Below are 24,277 nucleotides of genomic sequence, written 5' to 3' on the forward strand. Positions count from 1 at the left end.
CATGATTATCGATTGCCACGGCCATTTCACGACCGTCCCCAAATCCTTCCGCGACTGGCGCACCCGTCAGGTCGACGCCGCCAACGATCCGGCGAACGCGCCGAAGCCCGAGGAAGGCGCGATCCTGACCGACGACCAGATCCGCGAAGGGATCGAGGGCGGCCAGCTCCGCCTGCAGCAGGAGCGCGGCAGCGACCTGACGCTGTTCTCGCCGATCGCCGGACTGATGAGCCATCATCTTGGTAACGAGCGGACCAGTCTGGAATGGGCGCGCGTCTCCAACGACAACGTCAAGCGCGTTACCGAGTTGTATCCGGACAATTTCGTGCCGGTCTGCCAGCTGCCGCAATCGCCCGGCGCGCCGCCCGCAAACAGCGTTCCGGAGCTGCGCCGCTGCGTCGAGGAACTGGGCTTTGTCGGCGTCAATGTGAACCCTGACCCGACCGGCGGCTACTGGACCGGCAAGCCCTTCACCGATCGCGAATGGTATCCGCTGTTCGAGGCGATGTGCGATCTCGACGTGCCCGGCATGGTCCATGTCGCGGCATCGTGTAACCCGAACTTCCACGGCACCGGCGCGCACTACATCAACGCCGATACATCGGTGTTCATGCAGATCCTCCAGTCGGACCTGTTCAAGGATTTCCCGACGCTGCGGCTGGTGATCCCGCATGGCGGCGGCGCGGTGCCGTACCATTGGGGCCGGTATCGCGGCATGTCGCTCGAGATGATGGACCGGCCGCTCGAAGGGCTGCTCGACAACATCTTCTTCGATACCTGCGTCTATCATCTGCCCGGCGTCGAGCTGCTGACCAAGGTGATCCCGGTCGAGAACGTCCTGTTCGGCTCCGAGATGATCGGCGCGGTGCGCGGGCGCGATCCGAACACCGGCGAATATTTCGACGACACCAAGAAATATGTCGATCAGCTGCCCTTGTCCGCCGGGGACAAGGCCAAGGTGTTCGAAGGCAATGCGCGGCGGGTCTATCCGCGGCTGGATGCGCTGCTCAAACAGCGCGGACTCTGAGCTTCCAGACATCGCCAACGGGCCGGGAATCTATCGCTTCCCGGCCCGTTTCGATTGGAGCGCCCTCACCGGAAATGGTCTGACCTTCGCATAACGAAGGAGAGACATGTGAACGGCGCCGAAGCCCTTGTGAACACACTGGCCGATCAGGGCGTCGAAATCTGTTTCGCCAATCCCGGCACCTCGGAAATGCACTTCCTCGCCGCGCTGGAGAATCCGCGGATGAAGAGCGTGCTGTGCCTGTTCGAAGGCGTCTGCACCGGTGCCGCTGACGGCTATTACCGGATGGCGGACAAGCCCGCCTCGACCCTGCTGCACCTTGGGCCGGGCCTCGCCAACGGCCTCGCCAATATCCACAATGCCAAGCGCGCCAGCGTGGGCATGGTCAACATCGTCGGTGAACATTCGGCGAGCCATCTCAAATATGATCCGCCGCTGACTTCGGACATCGAAGGACTGGCACGACCGCTGAGCCATTGGGTGCGGCGTGCGGAATCGGCGGGATCGATCGCCTGGGACGCGGCGACCGCGGTGGCCAAGGCAAGCGAGCATCCGGGCCAGATCGCGACCCTGATCCTGCCCGGCGACACGGCGTGGCAGGATGCCGGACAGCCCCGCCTGCCCGCCGTGACCGCTTCCCCGCGCAAAGCCCCCGACGCCGCCCGGATCGACAAGATCGCCGAGGTGCTGCGTTCGGGCGAACCCGCGCTGATCATCCTCGCCAACAAATCCACCCGCGGCCGCGCGCTCGAACTCGCCGGCAAGGTCGCGGCCGGCACCGGATGCCGTCTGGGCAGCCAGTTCTTCACCGCGCGGATCGAACGCGGCGCGGGGCGCGTGCCGCTGGAGCGCATCCCCTATGCCGTGCCGCAGGGTCAGACGTTCCTGTCCGGCTTCAAGCATCTGATCACGGTCGAGACCAGGGAACCGGTCGCCTTCTTCGCCTATCCCGACAAGCCGAGCCTGCTGAAGGCTCCCGGCACCGTCGTCCACAATCTGGCCGATGCCGACGAGGACAGCGAAGCCGCGTTCGAGATGCTGATCGACGCGCTGGGCCTGAAGGGCACCGCGCCGCGGCTTCAGGAGCGGATCGAAACCCCGCCGCCCAGCGGCGCGCTCAACCCGCAGAGCATTGCGCATGCGCTCGCCGCGGCGCTGCCCGAACATGCCATCCTGGTCGATGAATCGCTGACCACCGGCCGTGAATCGATGGGCCTCACCATGGGCGCGCGACCACACGACCTGATCAACAATATGGGCGGATCGATCGGATACGGCACGCCCGTCGCCACCGGCACCGCACTGGCCTGCCCGGACCGGCGGACCTTCTGCATGGTTGGCGACGGCAGCGCGATGTACACCATCCAGTCGCTGTGGACGCAGGCGCGCGAAGGGCTGCCCGTCACCACGATCATCTTCGCCAACAACAGCTACGCCATCCTGAAGGCCGAATACGCGAACATGGGCGCGGGCACACCGGGTCCGCAGGCGCTGGCGATGATCGATATCGACCGCCCGACGATCGACTGGGTCGCGATGGCGAAGAGCATGGGCGTGCCGGGCGTCAGCGTCTCGACCGCAGAGGATTTCCACGCCGCGATGGTCCGCTCGGTCGATGCCGAGGGTCCGGTGCTGATCGAAGTGAAACTATACTGAGGGGGAGGGGCCGATGGCCACCACAGCCGTGACGACGCTCAAGACCAATCTGGCCGATTATCCGGTGACGCAGGCGATGAAGGACGGGCGCGTCACGTCCGATATCGTCTCGCTCGATTTCTGCGGACCGCCACAGGCGCACAACGGCTTCAAGGCGATGATCCGCGAAGGCGCGTTCGATTGCGGCGAGCTGGCGATCGTCACGCTGCTTCAGGCCAAGATCTACGGCAAGCCCTGGGTCGCGCTGCCGGTGCCGGTCAATGGCCGTTTCCAGCATCATTGCGCCGGCTTCAATCGCGAGTTCGGGCACCTGAATCCGAAGGATATCGAGGGTAAGCGCGTCGGCGTGCGCAGCTATGCGCAGACCACGGGGCTATGGATTCGCGGTATCCTCCAGCACGAATATGGCGTCGATCTGGACAAGGTGACCTGGTGCAAGGTCGGCGAGGGTCACCTCCTTGAGTACACCGATCCGGCCAATGTCGAGCAGTTGCCCAAGGGCTCGGACATCGGCCAGATGATGCTCGACGGCGAGCTTGCCGCGACCCTGCAGGGCGTCGACCTGCCCAAGGACCCGCGCGTCGAATATCTGGTGCCGAACCCGTTCGAGGCGGCGAAGGACTGGTATGCGCGCGAAGGCGTAGTGTGCATCAACCACATGTTCGTGGTGCATGAGAGCCTGACCCGCGAGCGGCCCGACATCGTCCGCGAGATCTTCCGCATGATCGTCGACAGCCGCGAGCTGACCGAGGGCGGCGTTCCGGCGATCTATCCGCCGATCGGACTGGAAGCGAACCGCAAGGGCATCCAGCTCGCGATCGACTGGGCACATGAGCAGAAGATCATTCCGCGCAAGATCGAAGTCGACGAGCTGTTCGACGATGTGACCGCGGCGCTGGGGGCCTGAAGATGAAGCGGCTCGCGGCCCTGTTGCTGGCCTTCGCGGCAATGCCTGCCTCGGCGCAGACCGCACCTGCCCTGCGCACCGACTATGTCTCGTTCGGGGCGCATGACGAGGGGCTGATCTACCAGCCCACAGGCGCGCGGTCGCGGATCGCGCTGGTCTATGCGCATCCCAGCGGGAACACGTTCGATACCGCGGTCGGGCGCGAAATGGCGCGGCGCGGCTATGCGACCATGATGGTCAATCATCGTGACGAGGACGAACGGCTCGATGCGTTTGCCGGGGCGATCTCGGAGGCGATCCGGCACATGCGCGCGCTGCCCGGCATCGAGCGGGTCGTGCTGATCGGGCATAGCGGCGGGGGTCCGCTGGCAGCCTTCTACCAGAATGTCGCCGAACATGGGCCGGGCGCGTGCAGCGGACCGGAGAAACTCTATCCATGCCGCACCGATCTGGTGAAGGACCTCGCGCCCGCGGACGGGGTGGTGCTGCTCGATCCGACATTGGGCGCCTTCCACCAGATGAGTTCGATCGATCCGGCGGGCGGCAGTGACACGCGTGACGCATCGCTCGACATGTTCGCGCCGGCCAATGGCTATGACGACGCCAGCGGACGCGCCGCCTACCCCGCGGAGTTCCGCCGCCGCTTCGCCGCAGGGCAAGCACGGCGCAGCGATGCGCTGATCGCACAGGCGCAGGAACGGCTGCGCGTCATCGAAGCGGGGCAAGGCCAGTTCGAGGATGATGAGCCGTTCGTGATCCGCGGCATCGGCCATCATGCCGCGGGCGCGCGGCTCTATCAGCCCGACACCAGCATGCTCTCGCACACCCGCGCGCCGCACCTGCTGCTGCGCGCCGACGGCAGCGATAGCGAAGGCGTGATCGCTTCGGTCCGCGCGCCGGGCGGCAAGGCGACCCGAGACGGGCTGCGCACGATGGAGCTGATGGGCAACAACACCAGCGTCCGCATCTTCCTCGCGACCGCTGCGATCCGGACGAAGGACTTCGCGATTGGCGAAGACGATATCACCGGCGTCGACTGGAGCTCGGCCTTCTCGTCCGCGCCGGGCAATGCGCCGGGCATCACCGTGCCGTCGCTCGTGCTGACGATGAGCTGCCACTATCTGCTCGTCCCCGGCGAGCTCATCTTCGACCGGCTGGGATCGCGCGACAAAAGCTATGCCGCGGTCGAGGGGGCCACCCATCTCTTCGGCCCGTGCAGGCCCGAATATGGCGACACGGTGAAGCGGACCTTCGATCATGTCGCGCTCTGGCTGACCAAGCCGGGAAGGTTCTGACGATGCGGGCCTCGCTCTGCCTCGTGGCGCTCGCACTGGCGGGCTGTGCCTCCACGCGCGAGATCCCGTTCGTCGACGCGCATTCGCATCTGGTTCCGAACCTGACGCCCGACGAGGAAGTCGCGAAGTTCCGCGCCTCGGGTTTGCGTGCGGTCGTCATCATGAACCCCGATCCGGCGGCGATGCGCGATCTGGGTAGCCGCCATGGCGATTTCGTGATCCCGTTCCTCAGCATCGCGCGCCTGCCCGAAATGGCGGGCATCCGGCTGACCCCGAACGCGGCCGCGGCAATGGCGACGGTCGAAGCCGAAGGCGCCGTATGCGGGCTGGGCGAAGTGCCGACGCGGGTCGTGCCCGCGACCGAGCCGAGCGACGATCTCGCGCTGTTCAACCCCGACCGGCTGCCGGTCTATGCACTGGCGAATGCACGCGCCCTGCCGCTCAACATCCATGTCACCATCGATACGCCCGCGGTCGAGGCAGCGGTCAGCCGGATCGCGCGTGAGTATCCGCGGATGAAGCTGATCCTTGCCCATGCCGGCTGGTCTGCCGGGCCGGACGTGCTCGGGCGGCTGCTCGACGCGCATCCCAATCTCTATGCCGATCTTTCGATCCGCCTCGATCCCGCGGCGGGCTTCGTCCAGCCGCGCGAGACCACGATCCTTGCCGCCGACGGATCGCTGCTGCCCGAGTGGCGCGCGCTGATCGAGCGCCATCCGGATCGCTTCATGTTCGCGATGGATATCACCGGCGCCGAACGCCCGGCTTATATCGAAAGGCTGATCGCGATCGCGCGCCAGGCCTTCGCGCCGTTGCCGCGCAAGCTCCAGCACGCCCTCGCGCACGGCAATATCGAACGGTTGCTGGCGGGCTGCCGCTTCCCCCGCAAGCGCTGACGCCGCCGCCGCGCGGCAGGCTCAGAACTTATCCCCCGGCGCGGAACTTCAACTGTTCGCCTGACCCGATCCGGACGAAGCAGGATCGGAGAAGGGCCGGGTCAACCTGCCCGGTAGCAGGAGCAGGACGTTGCCTTCGTCGTTCGTCGATATCCATCCGCATGTAATCTCCGACGATGAGCATCGCTATCCCCCCGCCCCGCTGTTCGGCAAGCGTTCGGACTGGTCACAGGAAAGGCCGAGCACGGTCGAGACGCTGATCGCCCAGATGGACGATGCCGGCGTGGCCCAGGCCGCAGTCGTGCACAGCTCGACCACCTATGGCTTCGACAACAGCTACGTCGTCGATGCGTGCAACGCGTATCCTGATCGCCTGATCGCGGTCGGATCGGTCGATGTGCTGGCGCCCGATGCGGCCGACACGATCCGCAGCTGGACCGGCAAGGGACTGGCCGGGCTGCGCGTCTTCACCGGCGGCAGCACCAAGGAATTCGATGCCAGCGAGCTGGACGATCCGCGCGCCTATCCGGCGTGGGAACTGCTCGGCGAGCTGGGCCTGACCATGTGCATCCAGACCGGCCCGGTCGGCCTCGCCGCCGTCACCGCGCTGGCGAAGCGCTTTCCCACTGTACCGATCATCCTCGATCATCTCGGCCGCCCCGACGTTACCGATGGTCCGCCCTATGCCGCGGCGCAGAGCCTGTTCGACCTCGCAGAGATCGGTTCGATCTATCTCAAGCTCACCCCGCGGATCATGGGCGATTGCGTGAAGGGTGAAGCGACCCCGGAGACCTTGTTCCCGAAGCTGGCGGAGACGTTCGGCGCGCGGCGCATGGCCTGGGGCTCCAACTATCCCACATCGCCCGGCACGCTGGCCGAGATCCTCGCCACGGCGCAGGGCCGGCTCGCCTGCCTGAGCGCAGAGGATCGCGAATGGATTTTCGGCGGGACCGCCCGGACGCTATACCCGCAACTGACAACAGAGACGCGGATCGCGCGCGCTGGCTGAGGAGAGGTCGCAATGAGTGCTGTAGCTGAAGGCGCCGCGCCACCGGCGAGTGTCGATACCAAGTCTGTCGCGGCTGCGGCCGCGCCGTGGGGCATCCTCGCGCTGCTGACGGTCGGCGTGCTGATCGCCTATTTCGACCGGACGAGCATTTCCTCGGCACTGGCCGACAAGCCGTTCGTCGAGCATTTCGGCATGACCAACGCCGATCGCGGCTTCGTCGCCGGGGCGTTCTTCTGGTCGTACATGGCGATGCAGATGCCGATGGGCTGGCTGGTCGATCGCTATGGCGTGAAATACACCTATGCGATCTGCTTCGCCTTGTGGTGCCTCGCCACCGCCGCGACCGGACTGATGACCGCCGTGATCGGCCTGTTCATCATGCGCCTGGTCGTCGGGCTGACCGAAGCGATCGTGACCCCCGCCAGCTATCGCTGGATCCGCCTGAACATGCCGGAGAGCCATGCGGGCACCGCAGTCGGCATCTTTGCCATGGGCAACAAGATCGGCATCGCCATCGGCGCGCCGATCGCCGCCTGGCTGATCGTGACCTTCGACTGGCGGCTGATGTTCATCCTGTCGGGTCTCGCCGGGCTGGTCTGGCTGATCCCGTGGATGCTGCTGGTGAAGTCCGACTATCTCAAGAAGGGCGAGATCCGCGCCGCGCAGCGCAAGACCGGCGCGGTGACCTTCCGCAGCATCATCTCCTCGCCGGTCATCTGGGGGGCGATGATCGTCAACTTCTGCTACGGCTATTTCTCATTCTACTGCATGACCTGGATGCCGGCCTATCTGGTCGACGCGCAGGGTCTCTCGCTGCAGCAATCGGGCCTCTACACCTTTTTCAGCTTTGCCGGGATCGCCATCGTCGCGATCGTCGCGGGCTGGGCCGCGGACCGGCTGATCGCGCGCGGCTACGATCCGATCGTCACCCGCAAGGTGTTCATCGTCGCCGGCTTTTTCGGGGCCTGCACGGTGCTGCTGGGCGCGTTCGCACACAGCCTGGAATGGGCGCTGTTCTGGAACGTGTTCTCGCTGTCGTGCCTGGGCCTCGCCACAGCGAACAATCTCGCCTTGTGCAAGATCACGCTGATCCCGCCGCCGGCCATCGGCCTGTCGGTCGGCGTGCAGCAGGTGGCGGGCACCGCTTCCGGCGGCGTCGCGGCGACCCTGTCGGGATGGCTGCTTCATACGACCGGCAGCTACACCGCGCCGATGATGGTGATCGTGGTGTTCCTGATGATCGGGGCCGCGGCCTGCGTCAGCCTGCTGCGCCCGAAATGGTCGCCCAAAGTCACCCAGATTGCCGATTGAGGACTGAACAATGGCGAAGATCGTATTCGGCATGGCCGTGCCGCACAGCGGCATGCTGGGCCAGGCCCCCGAGGACTGGCTGACTAACGGCGAGCGCGACCGCAAGAATCCCGAGCTGTGGTATCGCAACCGCACCTGGACCTATCCCGAGCTGGAAGCCGAGCGCGGCGCGGCGTTCGAGCCGTTCCTGACCATCGAGGAGCGCACCGAACGCGCCACCCGCTGCCGCGCGGCGCTCGACGAGATGGCCGAGGCGTACAAGCGCGCCAATGTCGATGTCGCGATCATCCTGGGCAAGGACCAGAAGGAGATCTGGCCCGACCAGTCGCCCTCGATCACCATCTATACCGGCGAGGACGTGCATAACGGCCCGCCCCAGCGCCCGGTCTATGCGCCCGATCACCATGTCGTGCACAAGGCCTATCCCGAGCTGGCGACCTATCTGATCGACACGTTTCAGGAGCAGGGCTTCGACCTGAACGATCTCCAGGCCTGGCCGGAAAATGTGTGGATGGCACAGCGTCAGGGGATGCGGCCGGATTATCCGGTCGTCCCGCACGCCTACAGCTTCGTCTACCACCAGATCATGGGCGACAATCCGCCGCCACACGTGCCGGTGCTGTTCAACCTGTTCTACCCGCCGACCCAGCCTTCGATGAAGCGCTGCATCGAGTTCGGCCGGGTGCTGCGCGACGCGATCGAGGCATGGCCGCAGGACGTGCGCGTGGCGGTGATCGCTTCGGGCGGCCTGTCGCACTTCGTCAATGACGAGGAATTCGACCGCGACGTGATGGGGAAGCTGGCCTCGTACGACTATGAGGGCCTCTCGGCGATCCCGAACGGCTATTACCAGTCGGGCACGTCCGAGGTGAAGATCTACAGCATCGTGATGATGGCGCTCCAGCAGACGGGCGCGGAAATGACTCTCGTCGATTATGTGCCGTGCTGGCGGACGCCCGCGGGCACCGGCGAAGGAATGGGTTTCATGTACTGGGATGCGAAGAACCAATGACCGATCAGCGCCTCAACGGTATCATCCGCGCATGGGAAGCGGGCAAGCCGGCCTTCACCTGCTTCGCCAAGGTCGACAAGCTGACCGCGCAGGAACTGACCGACGCACCCTATGATGGCGTGGTCTATGAGATGGAGCATAACCCGTACGACGTCGCCGCTTTGGGCGACGCGCTCCAGTATATGCTCAACCGCAAGAAGATCGCCGAGAGCGGATCGGTCGCGCCTGCGGTGACCCCGCTGGCGCGCATCCCGGCCAATGGCGTCGAGATGAACCAGAGCTTCGCCAAGCAGGTGCTCGATCGCGGCGTCTATGGCGTGATCACCCCACATGTCGCGACCGTCGAACAGGCGTACAACGCCGTCGCCTCGTGCCGCTATGCCAAGCCGACCGGCGCGGCGCTGTACGAACCCAAGGGCGTACGCGGCGATGGTCCGGCCACCGCGGCGCGTTATTGGGGTCTCACCCAGAGCGAATATTATGCCAAGGCCGATGTGTGGCCGCTCGCGCCGCATGGCGAGTTGCTGGTCGGGCTGATGATCGAGAGCCCCGAAGCGATCGAGAATCTCGACGATATCCTCGCCAATGTCCCCGGCATCGGCTTCTGCCTGATCGGCGAAGGCGATCTGTCGCAGGCGCTCGGCTATCCGCGCCAGTACGAGCATCCCGAAGTGGTCGATGCGATGCGCCGCATTGCCGAGACCTGCCACAAGCACAAGGTCGTGGTCGGCAATCCGCATGTCGGCGCGAAGAATGTCGAGCGGCTGCTCAACGAGGGATATCGCTTCCTGATGTCCGCGCCGACGCGAAGCTATGGCGTCGTCGGGCAGGGTCGCGAGCTGGCGGGCTATTAAGCAGAATTGCGGGCTTGCCCCCCGCGTCAAAGTTTATCGCTGACCGCAACAATCCAATGCGCCAATTCGGCAACCGGGCATTCATAGGGATGATGGGCGGTCACGAACCGCCCCGATGATCCGGCCCCGGCACAAGACCGGCGCAGCACGGATCGGTCGCAGATAATCGGACCAGGGGAGGCATATGAAAAGCTCGATCCGTTACGCTCTGCTGCTCGGCGGCGCATCCATGCTCGGACTTGCGAGCGCAGCCCAGGCGCAGGACGCACCCGCCGCAGACACCGAACAGGCAGATACGCCGGCCGAACCCGAACTGGTCGTCACCGGCTCGCGCGTCATCAAGAACGGCAACAACAGCCCGTCGCCGGTCACCGTCGTGCAGACCAGCGACCTGCTTACCACCCAGCCCGGCGCGAACCTTGCCGATGCGCTCAACGTGCTGCCGGTGTTCGCCGGTTCGCGTGGTGCTGGCAGCAATCCCAGCACCGGCGGCAGCGCATCGGGCGGCAACGGATCGGCCAACCAGCTCAACCTGCGCAACCTGGGCATCACCCGCACGCTGGTGCTGATGGACGGGCTGCGCATTCCGCCGACGCTGTTCAACGGCGCGGTCGACGTCGACCTGATCCCGCAGATGCTGGTCCAGCGCGTCGACGTGGTGACCGGCGGCGCCTCGGCCGTCTATGGCTCGGACGCGGTGACCGGCGTGGTCAATTATGTGCTCGACCGCAACTTCACCGGGCTGAAGCTCGAGGCCAGCTCGGGCGTTTCCGAATATGGCGATGCGCGCCAGATCGACGCCGGCATCGCATGGGGCACCAATCTGGGCGAGAACGCCCATTTCGAGGCCAGCTACCAATATCATGACGGCAGCGGCATCCTGCGCCGCTCGGATCGCCCGTGGATGAATCTGGTCGGCGTTGCCGGCGCGGGCACCACGGCCAATCCGTTCACGCTCTACAGCAATCTGCGCCAGCGCGATTATCCCGCGGGCGGCGTGATCACCACCGGTCCGCTGACCAATCAGGTGTTCAAGACCAACGGCGTGCTCAGCCCCTTCACCAACGGCACGGCGACCGGCACCGCCGCGCTTCAGGTCGGCGGCGATGGCGGCACCTGGGATTCGTCGCTGCTCCAGCCACTCGAATCGCACCAGTTGTTCGCCCGGCTCGACTATGATTTCTCGAGCACGACGCGCGCCTATGTGCAGTTCTCCGGCACGTTCAAGCAGAACGAAAATTACGCGGAATATTTCCGCCTCAACAACGTCCAGCTGACCAGCAACAATCCGTTCCTGACACTGGCGCAGCAGACCGCGCTGGCCGGCGGCGGCACCACCTTCCGCTTCCGCAAGACGATGAGCGACGGGCCCGACCGGCGCCAGCATTCGCTGTCGGATTCGGATCAGTGGATGGTCAATGCCGGGCTGGCGGGCAGCATCGGCGGCTTCGACTGGGGCCTCGACTATGTCCATGGCCGCGCGACGCTGACCACCCGCGTCGAGAACAACATGAACCAGCAGCGGCTGGCGGCGGCGCTGGACGCGGTGATCCACCCGACCAGCGGCCAGATCGTCTGCCAGGCATCGATCGCCAATCCCTCGGGCTATGGCAATTGCGTGCCGCTCAACCCGTTCGGTCCGACCTCGGAGAGCCAGGCGGCGCTCGATTACATCTATGGCACCACCCATTATCGCGCCGTCACGACGATGGACGATATCTCGGGCAGCATCTCGGGATCGCCGTTCGATACCTGGGCGGGTCCGCTGACGGTCGCGCTGTCGGGCGAGTGGCGCCGCGTGTCGTTCATCGCGAGTTCGGACGCGACGTCCGAGAATCTCGTGAACTGCGCGGGCATCCGCTACAACTGCGCCGCGACGCAGACCGTCTATTATCTCACGTTGCCGGCCAACCCGAAGGTCAGCCAGACGGTGTGGGAAGTGGCCGGCGAAATGAACGTGCCGCTGCTGCGCGATTCGGCGATCGCCAAACTGGTCGATGTCAGCGGTGCGGTGCGCTTCACCCGCTACAACACCAGCGGCGATTACTGGACGTGGAAGGTCAGCGGCAACTGGCACCTGACCGACAATCTGCGCTTCCGCGGCACATGGTCGCGCGATATCCGCGCGCCAACGCTGTACGAGCTGTTCGCCGAACGCTTTGTGGTGAACGTCAACGGCACCGACCTGCTGACCGGCCTCAGCCCGATCATCCCGTCGATCAACGGCGGCAATCCGAACCTGAAGGCGGAAATCGGCAAGACGCTGACCGGCGGCGTGGTGTGGAAGGCAACGCCGCAGCTCACCTTCGCGATCGACGGCTATCAGATCCAGGTGACCGACGCGATCCTGGCCGTGAATGGCGGCGAGCCTTCGTTCCAGGCGGCCTGCTATGCCAGCAACGGCACCTCGCCCTATTGCGACCTGCAGCGCCGCCCGGGCAGCTTCACCGACGCCTCGGCCGCGAATGCGTGGACCGCGGTGTACAACGGCCTGTTCAACATCTCGGAGATCAAGACCTGGGGTGTCGATGCGGAGATCAACTATAATGGTCGCCTGTTCGGCATGCCGGTCAATGTCCGCCTGCTCGGCGCCTATCAGCCGCATCTGTGGTTCCGCCAGCCCAACGTGGCGAGCCGCGATCAGGCGGGTGCCGCGTTCGGTCCGGTCGGCTTCGCCGCCACGCCGACGGTGCGCCTCACCGGCTTCGTCCGGCTGAAGCCGGTGGAGAATTTCACCGTCGACATCATGCAGCGCTGGCGCAACGCGATGAAGCTGCAGAACGAAGGCATCTTCGCCGCCGGCAGCAACCGCATGGAAGCGTTCGGCACGACCAGTATCAATCTGAGCTGGAGCGTCCCGTCCAAGTCCGAGATGGAGTTCTATGTGAACGTCCAGAACATCTTCGACGCGACGCCGCCGATCGGCGGCTTCACCGGGAACGGCACGCGTGCCGGTCTTCGCGACGGCTATGCCTATGGCGACGATGTGCGCGGCCGTTACTGGACCGCAGGGGTCAAGATGAAGTTCTGAACCGCTATGCTCCCGCCCGCAGCCCCCGGGCGGGAGCGCAGCCAGTCGAGGTGAAGATGGTCAAGGTCGAGCCGGGCAAGTTCAATCTGGACGCGGCGCTCAGGGGCTATGCGCTCAACAAGATGTGCCACACGCTCAACCGGGCCGATGCCCGCGCCGCCTTTTCGGCCGACGAAGCGGGCTATTGCGCGCGGTTCGGGCTTACCGATGAAGAGTCCGCCGCCGTGCAGGCGCGCGACAAGCCGCGCCTCTTCGCGCTGGGCGGCAATATGTATTTCCTGGCCAAGCTCGACCGGGTGAAGAAAGCGGAGGCGAACTGATGGCGCGCATCACCGGCGGCCTCGGCACCTCGCACGTGCCCATGATCGGCCGCACCATCGCCGCGGGCACCCAGGCCGAAGTCTCGTTCGCACCCTTTTTCGACGGCTATGTTCCGGTCCATCGCTGGCTGGGCGAGCGCAAGCCGGACGTGGCGATCGTGTTCTACAATGATCACGGCCTCAATTTCGCGCTCGACAATATGCCGACCTTCGCGATCGGTGCGGCGGGCGAATATCGCAATGCCGACGAAGGCTGGGGCGAACCGGAACCGCGCAGTTTCCGCGGCGCACCCGAACTTTCCTGGCACCTGATCCAGTCGCTCGTCGCCGACGAGTTCGATCCCAGCGTCTGCCGCGAGATGCTGTTCGACCATGCCGGCATCACCGCGCTCGACCTGCTCTATCCCGGCCATGACGTGCCGGTGGCGGTGATCCCCATCGTCATCAACGCGGTCCAGCCGCCGCTGCCCACGCCGCTGCGCTGCTACAAGCTCGGCCAGGCGATCGGCCGTGCCGTCGCATCGTTCGGACAGGATATCGGCGTGCTGATCGTCGGCAGCGGCGGCCTGTCGCACGAGCTGGGCGAGTTCGGGAAGATCAACCAGCCGTTCGACCGGATGACGATGGACAAGATCGTCGCCGATCCCGAAGCCCTCACCCGCTACACCAATGACGAGATCGTCGATCTGGCCGGTGCGCAGGGGCTGGAGCTGATGACCTGGATCGCGATGCGCGGCGCCGTGGCGGGCGCAGTCGATGTGGTGTCGAGCGTCTATCACGCGCCGATCTCGCACACCGGCGGCGCGATGATGCTGATCGAACCAAAGGCTGAAGCATGATGATCAAGCGCACGCTGGGCCTGCTGATGCTGGCGTTCGGAACGCTGGCGCTGACTGTGTCCACCGCGCCGCCCGCACCCGTTTCGGGGCTGAAGGTCGGCGCGGCCCGGGTCGAGATCACCCCGCCGCTCGACGAGCTGCCCGCGCCGTTCACATCGGTGGCCGATCCGATCTATCTGCGCGCGGTGGTGGTCGAAAGCGGCGGGCGCCGCGCGGTGATCGTCATCGCCGACGTGCCGACCATCAGCGCGCCGGTCTCCGCCGACCTGATCGGCCGCATCGCCGCCGAAGCGAAGGTGCCGCGCGAGCAGATCGTGCTGGGTACCACCCACACCCATAATGCGATCCGCGTCGATCCCAACACCCGCGGCATCATCCTGCCCGGCTCGCCGAAATTCGTCGAACAGGTGACCGCGGCAATGGTGAAGGCCGTGCGCGAAGCGGTCGCGAAGCTCCAGCCGGCGCGTGCAGGCATCGCCAAGGGCAGCGCGCATCTGATCGGCAACCGCAATATCTGGTCGCCCACGCATGGCCGCTACATTTCCGACGTGGACCGCACCGGCACCGAGCCGGTCGATTCGACGCTGGGCGTGGTCAAGTTCGAGAGCCTCGACGGCCAGCCCATCGCCTTCCTGCTCAACTATGCGATCGAGCCGGTGATCGCGATGGCGATCAAGTCCGAGATCAGCGGCGACGTGCCCGGCGCGGCGGCGCGGATCATCGAGGAACGCAGCGGCGGCGCGCCCGCATTGTTCACCATCGGCGCCGCTGGCGTCCCGCTCTACCGCGCCGACGATACGCCCGAGCCGGACCGCCGCGCCCATGCGCTGCGGCTGATTCAGGCCTATGGCCAGATCCTTGCCGAGGAAGCGCTGGCCACGGCCGGCACGATGCGGACCAGCGCCGACGCGGTGACCATCGGCGGGCGGGCCATGCCGCTGATCTGTCCCGGCAAGGCGACCACGCCGTTCAACCTGCCCGATCGCTGTGCCTATTCGCCCGATTCGAAGCTGCCCGCGTGCAATTTCGTCGAGCGCGATGCCGATCCGGTGAAGCTCGAGCGCGGCGTGCTGCGCATCGGCGACCTCGCGATCGTCCATACCGACGCGAACGTCACCCCGGCGCTGGGCGCCCGGCTTCAGCGCATGACGCCGGTGGCGAACACCTGGATCGTCGCCCTCACCTTCGGCCCGGTGCGCTTCGTGGTCGACGACGCAGCCTATGCCCACAACACCTATGAGGCGACCGCCACCACCGCGAAGAAGGGCTGCGCCGAGACCGGCTATCTCGACGGCAGCCTCGAGATGATCACCGCGCTGCGCTGACCCACACGGAACGGCGAAGGATGGGAGCCGAACCCGCAAGGGTTCGCAAGGCCGAACGGCCGCCCGAGCCTATGCGAGGATCTGCAAAAAGGGGATGGCGGAGACGGAGGGATTCGAACCCTCGGTACGGTTTCCCGTACGACGCTTTAGCAAAGCGTTGGTTTCAGCCACTCACCCACGTCTCCGGCCTGGCTAGAAGAAAGGGCCTATAGAAGGCGAAATTCGATCGTTCAACCGGAGTCGCGTCGTTTTCTGGCGGATCGGTCGCAAGATCGATAGGGTACGCTCTTCCAGCGACGTTCCGGGCGCGAAACGCCCGCTCCGGCTCGTTTTCGACTCGGGTCGTCGCCCGTTCATTGCCGCGTCAGGTGGCGAGTCCTAGCCTTTTCACCGGTATTTAGCGTGGGGATGGGTATGCGACTGGGTTCGCTGATGCTGTGGGCAGCTGCTGCTTCGCTCGGATTGAGCGCGGTGCCTGCCGCCGCGCAGGTGACGCGAATCGATCCGAACACGCAGATCGATTCGGATATCGACGCCCCGCCCCCGCCGGTCCGTCAGGTCCCGCAGGACATGTCGCCGGTGGACGATCCCTATCAGGATCCCAATGCCCCGGCCGCTCCATCCACCCCCACCCAGCCGATGAACGCGCCTGCCGTCGGCGCGCGTGCGCAGGCGACCGGCACCTTCCAGCGCGACGACCTGATCGGTGCTGCCGAAGGCGTGTTCGGCAAGGGCGCATCGGGCCTGGCCGGGATCATCGAGGATATCCTGAAGGAACAGGGCGAACCAAACGCCTATATCGCCGGTCGCGAAGCCGGCGGGGCGATCGCGCTGGGCCTGCGCTATGGCTCGGGCACGCTGTTCCACAAGGTCGAGGGCCAGCGGAAAGTCTATTGGACCGGCCCGTCGATCGGCTTCGACGTGGGCGGCGACGCCAGCAACGTCTTCGTGCTGGTCTATAATCTCTATGACAGTCAGGAACTCTACAAACGCTTCCCGGCAGGCGAGGGCCGCGTGTTCGTGGTCGGCGGCTTCTCCGCAGCCTATCTGCGCAGCGGCAATACCGTGCTGATCCCGGTGCGGCTGGGCGTCGGATCACGGATCGGCGTCAATATCGGCTATATGAAGTTCACCGAGAAGCGCCGCTGGCTGCCCTTCTGATCGCGCTGGCCGCGGTCAATCTCTGGACGATCCTGCGTTTCGGTCAGGACAAGCAACGTGCGGTGAAGGGCGCGCGGCGCATTCCCGAACGCGAGCTGCTGGGTCTGGCGCTGATCGGCGGGACTCCCGGCGCGTTCCTTGCCCGCACACTGTTCCGGCACAAGACGCGGAAGCAGCCCTTCACGGGGTGGCTGTGGGCGATCGCGGTAGCGCAGGCAGGGGCGCTGATCGCGTGGTTAGCCTGAGACGAACGCCGCCAGGTTCGCCAGCGTCGAGCGCAGGCCGTCGAGATGGTCCTTCTTGCGGATGCCGACCGGGACGTCCTGGGCGGTGACCGTCACGCGGGTGCCGTCCTCCAGCGGATCGAGCCGCCAGGTGATCGTCATCGCGCCCGCGAATGCCGGGTCGTCAGAGGCGAATTCGACGCGCTGGACCATACGGACTCCGGGCACCAGTTCGACGAACACGCCCTCGGCAATGTCGCTGTCCTCGCTCGACTTGGCCGCATCGTCCGGACCGTCGGAATAGGTCAGCACCATGCGATAGGCGCCGCCGGTGCGCAGGTCGAACGCTTCGATCCGGCCGGTCATGCCCTCGGGCGGGAGCCATTGCGCCATCGCGTCCGAATCGGTCAGCGCGGCATAGATGGCGCGCGGCGTCGCGGCGATCTCGCGGAATGCCGTGTCCGTGCGCTTGCGGCCGGTCTCGTCGGTCATCCCGGTTCGATCAGCCGAAATCGACGGATTCGAAGCGAACCGGCTGGCCGATGGCGGCGTCGGCGAGCTGCGCTTCCCACATCACGCGGTTGCCGCGGATGATGGTGCCGATCGGCTTGCCGGTGATCTGCATCCCCGTAAACGGCGACCAGCCGCAGCGCGAGGCGAGCCAGCTTTCCTCGATGGTCCAGCGTGCCTTGAGGTCGACGACCGAGAAATCGGCGTCGTAACCGACCGCGATGCGGCCCTTGCCGGCAATCCCGAAGATGCGCTGCGGCCCCGCGCTGGTCATGTCGATCAGCCGCTGCAAGGTTAGCCGGCCTTCTGCGACATGGTTGAGCATCAGCGGCAGCAGCGTCTGCACGCCGGGCATGCCGCTGGGCGAATCGGGATAGGGCTTGGCCTTCTCGTCGCGGGTGTGCGGCGCGTGGTCCGATCCGATCACGTCGGGCACGCCCTGGCGCAGCCATTCGAACAGCCCGTCGCGATGCGCGCCCGATCGGATCGGCGGGTTCATCTGGGCGAAACTGCCGAGGCGCGGATAGGCGTCCTCGCCTGCCAGTGTCAGATGCTGGGGCGTAACCTCGCAGGTGGCGATATCCTTGTGCTGGCCGATCAGTTCCAGCTCGGCAGGCGTGGTGACGTGCAGGATATGGATGCGCCGCTTGGCCGCGCGCGCCAGCCTCAGGATACGCTGGGTCGCCAACATCGCGCTTTCGTCGTCGCGCCAGACGGGATGTGACGCGGGATCGCCGGTCACCCGTTCGCCGAGCCGGTCCTGCATGCGGAACTCGTCCTCGGCATGGATTGCGACGCGGCGGTGTCCACTCGCCAGCACGCGGGCGAGATTGTCGTCGTCCGACACCAGCAGGTCGCCGGTCGAGGCGCCCATGAAGATCTTTACGCCCGCCGTCCCCGGCATCCGCTCCAGCTCTGCAAGGCTCGCGGCATTGTGATTGGTCGCGCCCACGTAAAAGGCGTGATCGCACCACATGCGATTGGCGGCGCGGGCCAGCTTGTCGTTCACCGCATCGGCCGAATCGGTGTTGGGCTTGGTATTCGGCATTTCGAACACCGCGGTCACGCCGCCCAGCACCGCCGCGCGCGCGCCGCTTTCCAGATCCTCCTTGGCTTCGAGTCCGGGCTCGCGGAAATGGACCTGGCTGTCGATCACGCCGGGCAGCACGTCGAGCCCGGCGCAGTCGATCGTCTCGCCCGCATCGCCGACATTGCCGATCGCGACGATCTTGCCGCCGGAGACACCCACATCGACTTGCGCAGGACCGCCCGGAAGATGGACCGTCCCGCCCGTCAGCTTGAGATCGACGCTGGCCATATCTGCCTCTTTCACTGGAGTGTGCGGCCTCCTACCTCTTGGCGATGACCGATGCCACCCTGCTGCCGAATCGCGCCCTGCTCCGCATTACGGGCGAAGATGTCCGCGGGTTCCTTCAGGGGCTGCTCACGCAGGACCTGAACGCGGTGACGCCGGGCGCGCCGCAATGGGCCGGGCTACTGAGCGCGCAGGGCAAGGCTCTGTTCGACTTCATCCTGTGGGCCGATGGCGACGATATCCTGATCGACTGCGAAGCCGATCAGCGCGAGGCGCTGGCGAAGCGGCTGACCCTCTACCGACTGCGCCGCCCGATCCGGATCGAGCCGGTCGAGGGCGGTGTCCATTGGGCGCCGGACGGTGATCAAGGCGTGGCCGATCCGCGCCTTGCCGCGCTGGGCCGCCGCTGGCTGGGTATGGGCGAAGGGGAAATCGCCACCGGCTGGCTGGCGCATCGCCTGTCGCTCGGTGTGACCGAGGGCGTTGCCGAGCTGGGGCAGGACAAGACGCTCTGGCTGGAATGCAACGCCGCCGAGCTGAACGGCGTCAGCTTCACCAAGGGTTGCTATGTCGGGCAGGAGAATACCGCGCGGATGAACTGGCGCGCCAAGGTCAATCGCCGGCTGGTGGTGGCCCCGCTGGGCGAGCCGGGCGACCGGACCCGCGCATCCTATCCCGAACTTGGCCTGATGGTGGAATTCCGCCGTGTGGAAGCGCTCGGCGATGCGCTGGTGCCCGGCTGGCTGGGCGAAGCGTTGAAGACCGACGCTTAAAGGTCGAGCAGCGCCTGCGCGACGGGGGCGAAACTCTTGCGGTGGAGCGGGGTCGGGCCCTGCACCCGCAGCGCCTCCATATGCACTTTCGCGCCATAGCCCTTGTTGCTGGCCCAGCCATAGCCCGGATAGATCAGGTCATATTCGAGCATCATCGTATCGCGGCGATGCTTGGCGACAATCGAGGCCGCAGCGATAGAAAGGCATAGCGCGTCGCCGCCGATCACCGCTTCGCTTTTGTGATGCCAGCGCGGGCAGCGATTGCCGTCGACCAGCACCATCGCCGGCGCAAAACCCAGCGCATCGACCGCGCGGGTCATCGCCAGCATCGTCGCCCAGAGTATGTTGAGTTCGTCGATCTCCTCAACCGTGGCGATGCCGACACCCACCTTCGCGCATTCGAGCAACCGGGCACAGAGCGCCGCGCGTTTCGCCGCGCTCAATTGCTTCGAATCGTTCAGCCCCTCGGGGATACAGTCGGGATCGAGCACCACCGCTGCCGCGACCACCGGTCCGGCGAGCGGCCCGCGGCCTGCTTCGTCCACGCCCGCGACTGGTCCCGAATGCCGGACTTCGCGCGAATAATCAGGCATCATCGATCCGCCATGGCGGGAAGCGACGCATCTCGCCCGCCTGATAGAGGCACACCGCATTGCCCGCCGGATCGCGCAGCCGCGCTTCGCGCCAGCCCCAGGTCTCGTCCTGCGGCTCGCGTTCGAACGCGATACCCTGCTGCTTGAGGAAGGTGACGGTCGTGTCGAGATCGCCGCATTCGAAATAGACGACCGGGCCGGTATAGCTTTCGTCGGTCGCGACCGAAAAGGTCGCCCCGCCCTCGGTCTCGAACCGGGCATAGCGCGGCCTGGACTGGACGATCTGGCGCAGGCCCAGCGCGCGATAGAAATGCTCGCTCGCGGTCAGGTCGGTCGCGGGCACGGTCACCTGATTGAGCATCGGCGAGAAGCGGCTGAGGTTGAGATCGAGCCGCACCGCCTGCTGACCCATCGGCCCATGGCCGCCGCCCAGCCCCGGCGCTTCGAGCATCGCCATGCGGACGAAGCGCCGCGCGCGGGTGACGGCTTCGACCAGGCTCCAGTCCTTCGCCAGCTCGGTTGCAATCGCGCTTGCCAGCGTGCAGCCGGTGCCGTGGGTGCTCTCGCTGTCGATCCGCGCTTCGGTCCATTCGGTCTCGGGCGGATGATCGCTGGTGGCGGGCGCGAACAGCCGGTCGGTCACCTGCCGCCCCTTGGCATGGCCACCCTTGACCAGCACCGCGCAACCGCGGCGGCTGACCAGCGAGCGAGCAGCCTCGCGCTGGCGCTCCTTGTCCATCACCGACATGCCCGACAGCGCCTTCAGCTCGGGCAAATTGGGCGTGCAGACGGTGCAGATCCGCATCAGCCGCTCGAACGCGGCGATGGTGGCATCGTCTGCCAGCGCCGCGCCGGAGCTGGCGACCATCACCGGATCGAACACGATCGGGATGCCGCGCAGCTCCTCCAGCTTCTCCGCCACCGCCAGCGCGGTGCGGGCGGACCCGATCATGCCGATCTTTACCGCGTCGACGCCGATATCGCGGACGACCGCATCGATCTGGGCGATCACCATTTCGGTCGGGATCGCGTGGACGCCGTCGACGCCCAGCGTGTTCTGTGCGGTGATCGCGGCGATGGCGGTCATCGCATGGCCGCCCAGCATGGTGACGGCCTTGATATCCGCCTGGATACCCGCCCCGCCGCCGGAGTCCGAGCCCGCAATGATCAGGACGCGCGGAACCATCACTCGCCGCCGAACTTGCGTTCCGTGCTGGCCGGATGCCGCGCCAGCGCCGCGCCGATCCGGGTCGGCCGGTCGAGCAGTTCGCCGCCGCAATTGGGGCAGCGTTCGTCCAGCGCATCGGCGCACAATGCGCAGAAGGTGCATTCGAACGAGCAGATGAACGCACCTGCCTGTGCGGCCGGAAGATCGGTGCCGCAGCGTTCGCAATCGGGGCGCATCTCTAGCATCAGGCGGCTGCTTTCCGCACCGCGTCGCAGATGCGGTCTACCACGGCTTCGACCTGCGCCTTGTCGTCACCCTCGGCCATCACACGGATCACCGGTTCGGTGCCCGAGGGGCGGATGACGAGGCGGCCAATGCCTGCCAGCTCGGCTTCGGCGGCAGCGATGACGTCCTTGACCGCGCCGTCCTCCAGCGGCTTGCCGCCCTTGAAGCGGACATTCTTGAGCAGTTGCGGGAGCGGATCGAAGCGGTGGAGCACTTCGCTGGCAGGCGCCCCGGCGCGCACCAGTTCGGCCAGCACCTGCAGCGCCGCGACAAGGCCGTCGCCGGTGGTCGCGTAATCGGACAGGATAATATGGCCGCTCTGCTCGCCGCCGACATTATAGCCCGACGAGCGCATCTTCTCGAGCACGTGCCGGTCGCCCACCGCAGTGCGGACCATGCCCAGCCCCTGCGCGGCCAGATGGCGCTCCAGCCCCAGGTTCGACATCACCGTCGTCACCAGCCCGCCGCCGGTCAGCCGCCCCTGCCGAGCCCAGCCGCCTGCGATCAGCGCCATCAGCTGGTCGCCGTCGATCACGCGTCCGGTCTCATCGACCACGATCAGCCGGTCGGCATCGCCATCCAGCGCGATCCCGATTGCCGCGCCCGATCCCACCACCGTCTCGCACAGCGTGTCCGGCGCGGTCGAACCGACCCCGGCATTGATGTTCTTGCCGTTGGGCGAAACGCCGATGGCGACCACTTCGGCGCCCAGTTCCCACAATGCCGAGGGGGCGACCTGGTACGCCGCGCCATTGGCGCAATCGACCACGATCTTCAGCCCGTCGAGCCGCAGATCGTCGGGGAAAGTCGATTTGGCGGCGTGGATATAGCGCCCGCGGGCATCCTCCACGCGGCGTGCCCGGCCGATATTCTCCGACGCGGCCAGCGCGACCTCGCCATCGATCAGCGCCTCGATCGCCAGTTCGTCCTCGTCGCTCAGTTTATAGCCGTCGGGGCCGAACAGCTTGATGCCGTTATCGGCATAGGGGTTATGGCTGGCCGAGATCATCACGCCGATATCGGCACGCATCGACCGGGTGAGCATCGCCACCGCCGGGGTGGGCATCGGCCCCACCAGCACCACGTCCATGCCGACGCTGGTGAAGCCCGCGACCATCGCATTCTCGATCATGTAACCGGACAGGCGCGTGTCCTTGCCGATCACCACGCGATGCTTGTGATCGCCGCGGACGAAATGCGCGCCGGCGGCCATGCCGACCTTCATCGCCATCGCCGCAGTCATCGGCGAGAGGTTCGTCGCGCCCCGGATTCCGTCGGTACCGAAATATTTTCTTGCCATGCCCCGTCTCTCGCGGCCTTGTTACGCCCGGCCGCGCGACTGAATAGCGCCGAAACATGAAGAGGGCGAGCATGTCGCTGTTGCTGGGCATATTGAATTCGATCGTGCGCGTGCTCCTGGGCAGCGCGAGCAAGCCGCAGCCGGTGCGCATCCTGCTAGGCCTGGTCATCGGCCTGCTCGCCGGAGCGCTGGTGGTGCCGCACACCGGCCTGCCGATCGCCGATTGGGTGCATCCGGTCGGAAAGGCGTGGCTGAACGGGCTGCAGATGACGATCGTGCCGCTGGTCGTCGCACTGCTGATCACCGGCGTGACCGCCACTGCCGAAGCCGCGCGGGCGGGCAAGCTCGCGGGGCGCGCGATCGCGCTCTATGTCACGGTACTGTTCCTGTCGGCGGTCGCCGCGGCGATCCTCACGCCCCTGTTCCTCGAACTGTGGCCGCTGCCGCAGGAATCGGCGGCGAGCCTGCGCGCGGCCCTTTCGAGCGCCGAACAGGTCGGACCGATGCCGCCGCTGGGCGATTTCTTCGCGGCGATCATCCCGGCCAACATCATCAAGGCGGCGGCGGAGAATGCGTTCCTGTCGCTCATCATCTTCTCGCTGATCTTCGCCTTCGCGATGACCCGCGTGCCGGACGAGCCGCGCAAGCTGCTGGTCGGTTTCTTCGAGGCGATCCGGGACGTGATGCTGGTGGTGATCAACTGGGTGCTGTGGGTCGGACCGATCGGCGTGTTCGCGCTGGCGATGGTGGTCGGCGCCGAGGCGGGCACCGGCGCGTTCGGCGCGCTGATCCACTATATCGTGACGGTTTCGGGGGTCGGCTTCGTCGTCACGCTCTTCGCCTATCCGGTCGCGATCTTCGGCGGGCGGATTGCGTTCGTGCGCTATGCCCGCGCCGCCCTGCCCAGCCAGGCCGTGGCGCTCAGCACGCAATCCTCGCTCGCGACGCTACCGGTGATGATCGAGGGCGCGGCGGAGCTGGAGGTGCCGGTTGCGGTGTCGGGCGTGACCTTGCCGCTGGCGGTCGCGATCTTCCGCGCGACGGGGCCGGCGATGAACTTCGCGGTCGCGATCTATGTCGCCACCTGGTTCGGCATTCCGCTCACCCCCGCGACGCTGGCGATCGGCGCGATCGTGGCGACGCTGACCTCGCTCGGTTCGGTGAGCCTGCCGGGCACGGTGAGCTATGTCAGCGCCATCGCCCCGGTTTCCTCGACCATCGGCGCGCCGCTGTCGCCGCTCGGGCTGCTCGTCGCGGTCGAAACGTTGCCGGATATCATGCGGACGGTGGGCAACGTGACCTGGGATCTGGCCACCACGGCATGGCTCAAGCGCGGTGCGGGCAAGGTCGAAATGAGCGAAGCCGATGCGCTGCTGCAGCAGGATGTAATCAAAACAGACTCTTAAGCGTCCGCCCCGGGGTTTCCCGAACTGCCCCCTCGTGCGTTGTCGCCGTAAGGCGGAGGC

At 66.3% G+C, this 24,277-nt stretch carries 23 protein-coding genes and 1 tRNA gene; 17 read left to right on the forward strand and 7 right to left on the reverse strand.

What is annotated here, in order from left to right; genetic code table 11:
* Window position 1 precedes the first annotated feature (1 nt).
* From P1X14_RS08585 to P1X14_RS08645, 13 genes are all read left to right on the forward strand, one after another.
* Window positions 2-1,027 (forward strand): amidohydrolase family protein, encoded by a 1,026-nt coding sequence (locus P1X14_RS08585; RefSeq protein WP_277314923.1) that lies wholly within the window; start codon window positions 2-4, stop codon window positions 1,025-1,027.
* A 108-nt stretch (window positions 1,028-1,135) separates the two neighbouring features.
* Window positions 1,136-2,683, forward strand: a complete 1,548-nt coding sequence (locus tag P1X14_RS08590) for an acetolactate synthase large subunit (RefSeq protein ID WP_277314924.1) — start codon at window positions 1,136-1,138, stop codon at window positions 2,681-2,683.
* 13 nt (window positions 2,684-2,696) lie between these two features.
* A complete protein-coding gene (locus P1X14_RS08595) occupies window positions 2,697-3,590 on the forward strand; it encodes a phosphate ABC transporter substrate-binding protein (RefSeq protein WP_277314925.1) in 894 nt (297 codons plus the stop codon).
* A gap of 2 nt (window positions 3,591-3,592) precedes the next feature.
* Window positions 3,593-4,885 carry a hypothetical protein gene (locus P1X14_RS08600; RefSeq protein WP_277314926.1) on the forward strand — a complete coding sequence of 431 codons (1,293 nt, stop codon included), beginning with the start codon at window positions 3,593-3,595 and terminating at the stop codon, window positions 4,883-4,885.
* A gap of 2 nt (window positions 4,886-4,887) precedes the next feature.
* Window positions 4,888-5,781, forward strand: coding sequence for an amidohydrolase family protein (locus P1X14_RS08605; RefSeq protein ID WP_277314927.1), 894 nt, complete (start codon window positions 4,888-4,890; stop codon window positions 5,779-5,781).
* Between the two features lie 130 nt (window positions 5,782-5,911).
* Window positions 5,912-6,790, forward strand: coding sequence for an amidohydrolase family protein (locus P1X14_RS08610; protein WP_277314928.1), 879 nt, complete (start codon window positions 5,912-5,914; stop codon window positions 6,788-6,790).
* 12 nt (window positions 6,791-6,802) lie between these two features.
* Window positions 6,803-8,101 (forward strand): MFS transporter, encoded by a 1,299-nt coding sequence (locus P1X14_RS08615; protein WP_277314929.1) that lies wholly within the window; start codon window positions 6,803-6,805, stop codon window positions 8,099-8,101.
* Window positions 8,102-8,111: 10 nt separating this feature from the next.
* Window positions 8,112-9,113, forward strand: coding sequence for a protocatechuate 3,4-dioxygenase (locus P1X14_RS08620; protein ID WP_277314930.1), 1,002 nt, complete (start codon window positions 8,112-8,114; stop codon window positions 9,111-9,113).
* Complete coding sequence (locus P1X14_RS08625; protein ID WP_277314931.1) at window positions 9,110-9,967, forward strand: aldolase/citrate lyase family protein; 858 nt, start codon at window positions 9,110-9,112, stop codon at window positions 9,965-9,967. The genes P1X14_RS08620 and P1X14_RS08625 overlap by 4 nt, the downstream gene beginning before the upstream one ends.
* Window positions 9,968-10,151: 184 nt before the next feature.
* Window positions 10,152-12,998 carry a TonB-dependent receptor gene (locus P1X14_RS08630; protein ID WP_277314932.1) on the forward strand — a complete coding sequence of 949 codons (2,847 nt, stop codon included), beginning with the start codon at window positions 10,152-10,154 and terminating at the stop codon, window positions 12,996-12,998.
* Window positions 12,999-13,054: 56 nt separating this feature from the next.
* Complete coding sequence (locus tag P1X14_RS08635; RefSeq protein WP_277314977.1) at window positions 13,055-13,318, forward strand: hypothetical protein; 264 nt, start codon at window positions 13,055-13,057, stop codon at window positions 13,316-13,318.
* On the forward strand, window positions 13,318-14,157 hold the full coding sequence (locus P1X14_RS08640; RefSeq protein ID WP_277314933.1) for a class III extradiol dioxygenase family protein: 840 nt from the start codon (window positions 13,318-13,320) through the stop codon (window positions 14,155-14,157). The genes P1X14_RS08635 and P1X14_RS08640 overlap by 1 nt, the downstream gene beginning before the upstream one ends.
* The gene (locus P1X14_RS08645; protein ID WP_277314934.1) at window positions 14,154-15,482 is read left to right on the forward strand and encodes a neutral/alkaline non-lysosomal ceramidase N-terminal domain-containing protein; all 1,329 of its coding nucleotides are present in this window, start codon (window positions 14,154-14,156) and stop codon (window positions 15,480-15,482) included. Before P1X14_RS08640 ends, P1X14_RS08645 begins: the two co-directional genes overlap by 4 nt.
* Before the next feature lie 95 nt (window positions 15,483-15,577).
* On the opposite strand, the gene P1X14_RS08650 is transcribed toward P1X14_RS08645, so the two are convergent.
* Window positions 15,578-15,667, reverse strand: a tRNA-Ser gene (locus P1X14_RS08650).
* A gap of 223 nt (window positions 15,668-15,890) precedes the next feature.
* On the opposite strand from P1X14_RS08650, the gene P1X14_RS08655 reads away from it, so the two are divergent.
* The gene (locus tag P1X14_RS08655) at window positions 15,891-16,643 is read left to right on the forward strand and encodes a DUF1134 domain-containing protein (protein WP_277314935.1); all 753 of its coding nucleotides are present in this window, start codon (window positions 15,891-15,893) and stop codon (window positions 16,641-16,643) included.
* A 29-nt stretch (window positions 16,644-16,672) separates the two neighbouring features.
* A complete protein-coding gene (locus P1X14_RS08660; RefSeq protein WP_346770448.1) occupies window positions 16,673-16,888 on the forward strand; it encodes a DUF1294 domain-containing protein in 216 nt (71 codons plus the stop codon).
* Here the strand turns inward: P1X14_RS08660 and P1X14_RS08665 are convergent.
* Window positions 16,880-17,359, reverse strand: coding sequence for an SRPBCC domain-containing protein (locus tag P1X14_RS08665; protein WP_277314936.1), 480 nt, complete (start codon window positions 17,357-17,359; stop codon window positions 16,880-16,882). The genes P1X14_RS08660 and P1X14_RS08665 overlap by 9 nt on opposite strands.
* Window positions 17,360-17,369: 10 nt before the next feature.
* Complete coding sequence (locus P1X14_RS08670; protein ID WP_277314979.1) at window positions 17,370-18,695, reverse strand: dihydroorotase; 1,326 nt, start codon at window positions 18,693-18,695, stop codon at window positions 17,370-17,372.
* Window positions 18,696-18,739: 44 nt separating this feature from the next.
* Here P1X14_RS08670 and P1X14_RS08675 point away from each other — a divergent pair, with 44 nt between their 5' ends.
* A complete protein-coding gene (locus P1X14_RS08675) occupies window positions 18,740-19,465 on the forward strand; it encodes a folate-binding protein (protein ID WP_277314937.1) in 726 nt (241 codons plus the stop codon).
* On the opposite strand, the gene P1X14_RS08680 is transcribed toward P1X14_RS08675, so the two are convergent.
* From P1X14_RS08680 to glmM, 4 genes are read right to left on the reverse strand one after another with little or no spacing between them, the layout of a single operon-like run.
* Window positions 19,462-20,058, reverse strand: coding sequence for a ribonuclease HII (locus P1X14_RS08680; protein WP_277314938.1), 597 nt, complete (start codon window positions 20,056-20,058; stop codon window positions 19,462-19,464). The genes P1X14_RS08675 and P1X14_RS08680 overlap by 4 nt on opposite strands.
* Window positions 20,051-21,244 (reverse strand): bifunctional hydroxymethylpyrimidine kinase/phosphomethylpyrimidine kinase, encoded by a 1,194-nt coding sequence (gene thiD, locus P1X14_RS08685; protein ID WP_277314939.1) that lies wholly within the window; start codon window positions 21,242-21,244, stop codon window positions 20,051-20,053. The genes P1X14_RS08680 and thiD overlap by 8 nt, the downstream gene beginning before the upstream one ends.
* On the reverse strand, window positions 21,244-21,471 hold the full coding sequence (locus P1X14_RS08690; RefSeq protein ID WP_277314940.1) for a DUF1272 domain-containing protein: 228 nt from the start codon (window positions 21,469-21,471) through the stop codon (window positions 21,244-21,246). Before P1X14_RS08690 ends, thiD begins: the two co-directional genes overlap by 1 nt.
* Window positions 21,471-22,811, reverse strand: a complete 1,341-nt coding sequence (gene glmM / locus P1X14_RS08695) for a phosphoglucosamine mutase (RefSeq protein WP_277314942.1) — start codon at window positions 22,809-22,811, stop codon at window positions 21,471-21,473. The genes P1X14_RS08690 and glmM overlap by 1 nt, the downstream gene beginning before the upstream one ends.
* Window positions 22,812-22,867: 56 nt before the next feature.
* Between glmM and P1X14_RS08700 the strand changes: the two genes are divergently transcribed.
* Window positions 22,868-24,217 (forward strand): dicarboxylate/amino acid:cation symporter, encoded by a 1,350-nt coding sequence (locus P1X14_RS08700; protein WP_277314943.1) that lies wholly within the window; start codon window positions 22,868-22,870, stop codon window positions 24,215-24,217.
* Window positions 24,218-24,277: the final 60 nt, after the last annotated feature.

The sequence above is a fragment of the Sphingomonas sp. AOB5 genome, assembly GCF_029433115.1.
Lineage (GTDB): Bacteria > Pseudomonadota > Alphaproteobacteria > Sphingomonadales > Sphingomonadaceae > Sphingomonas.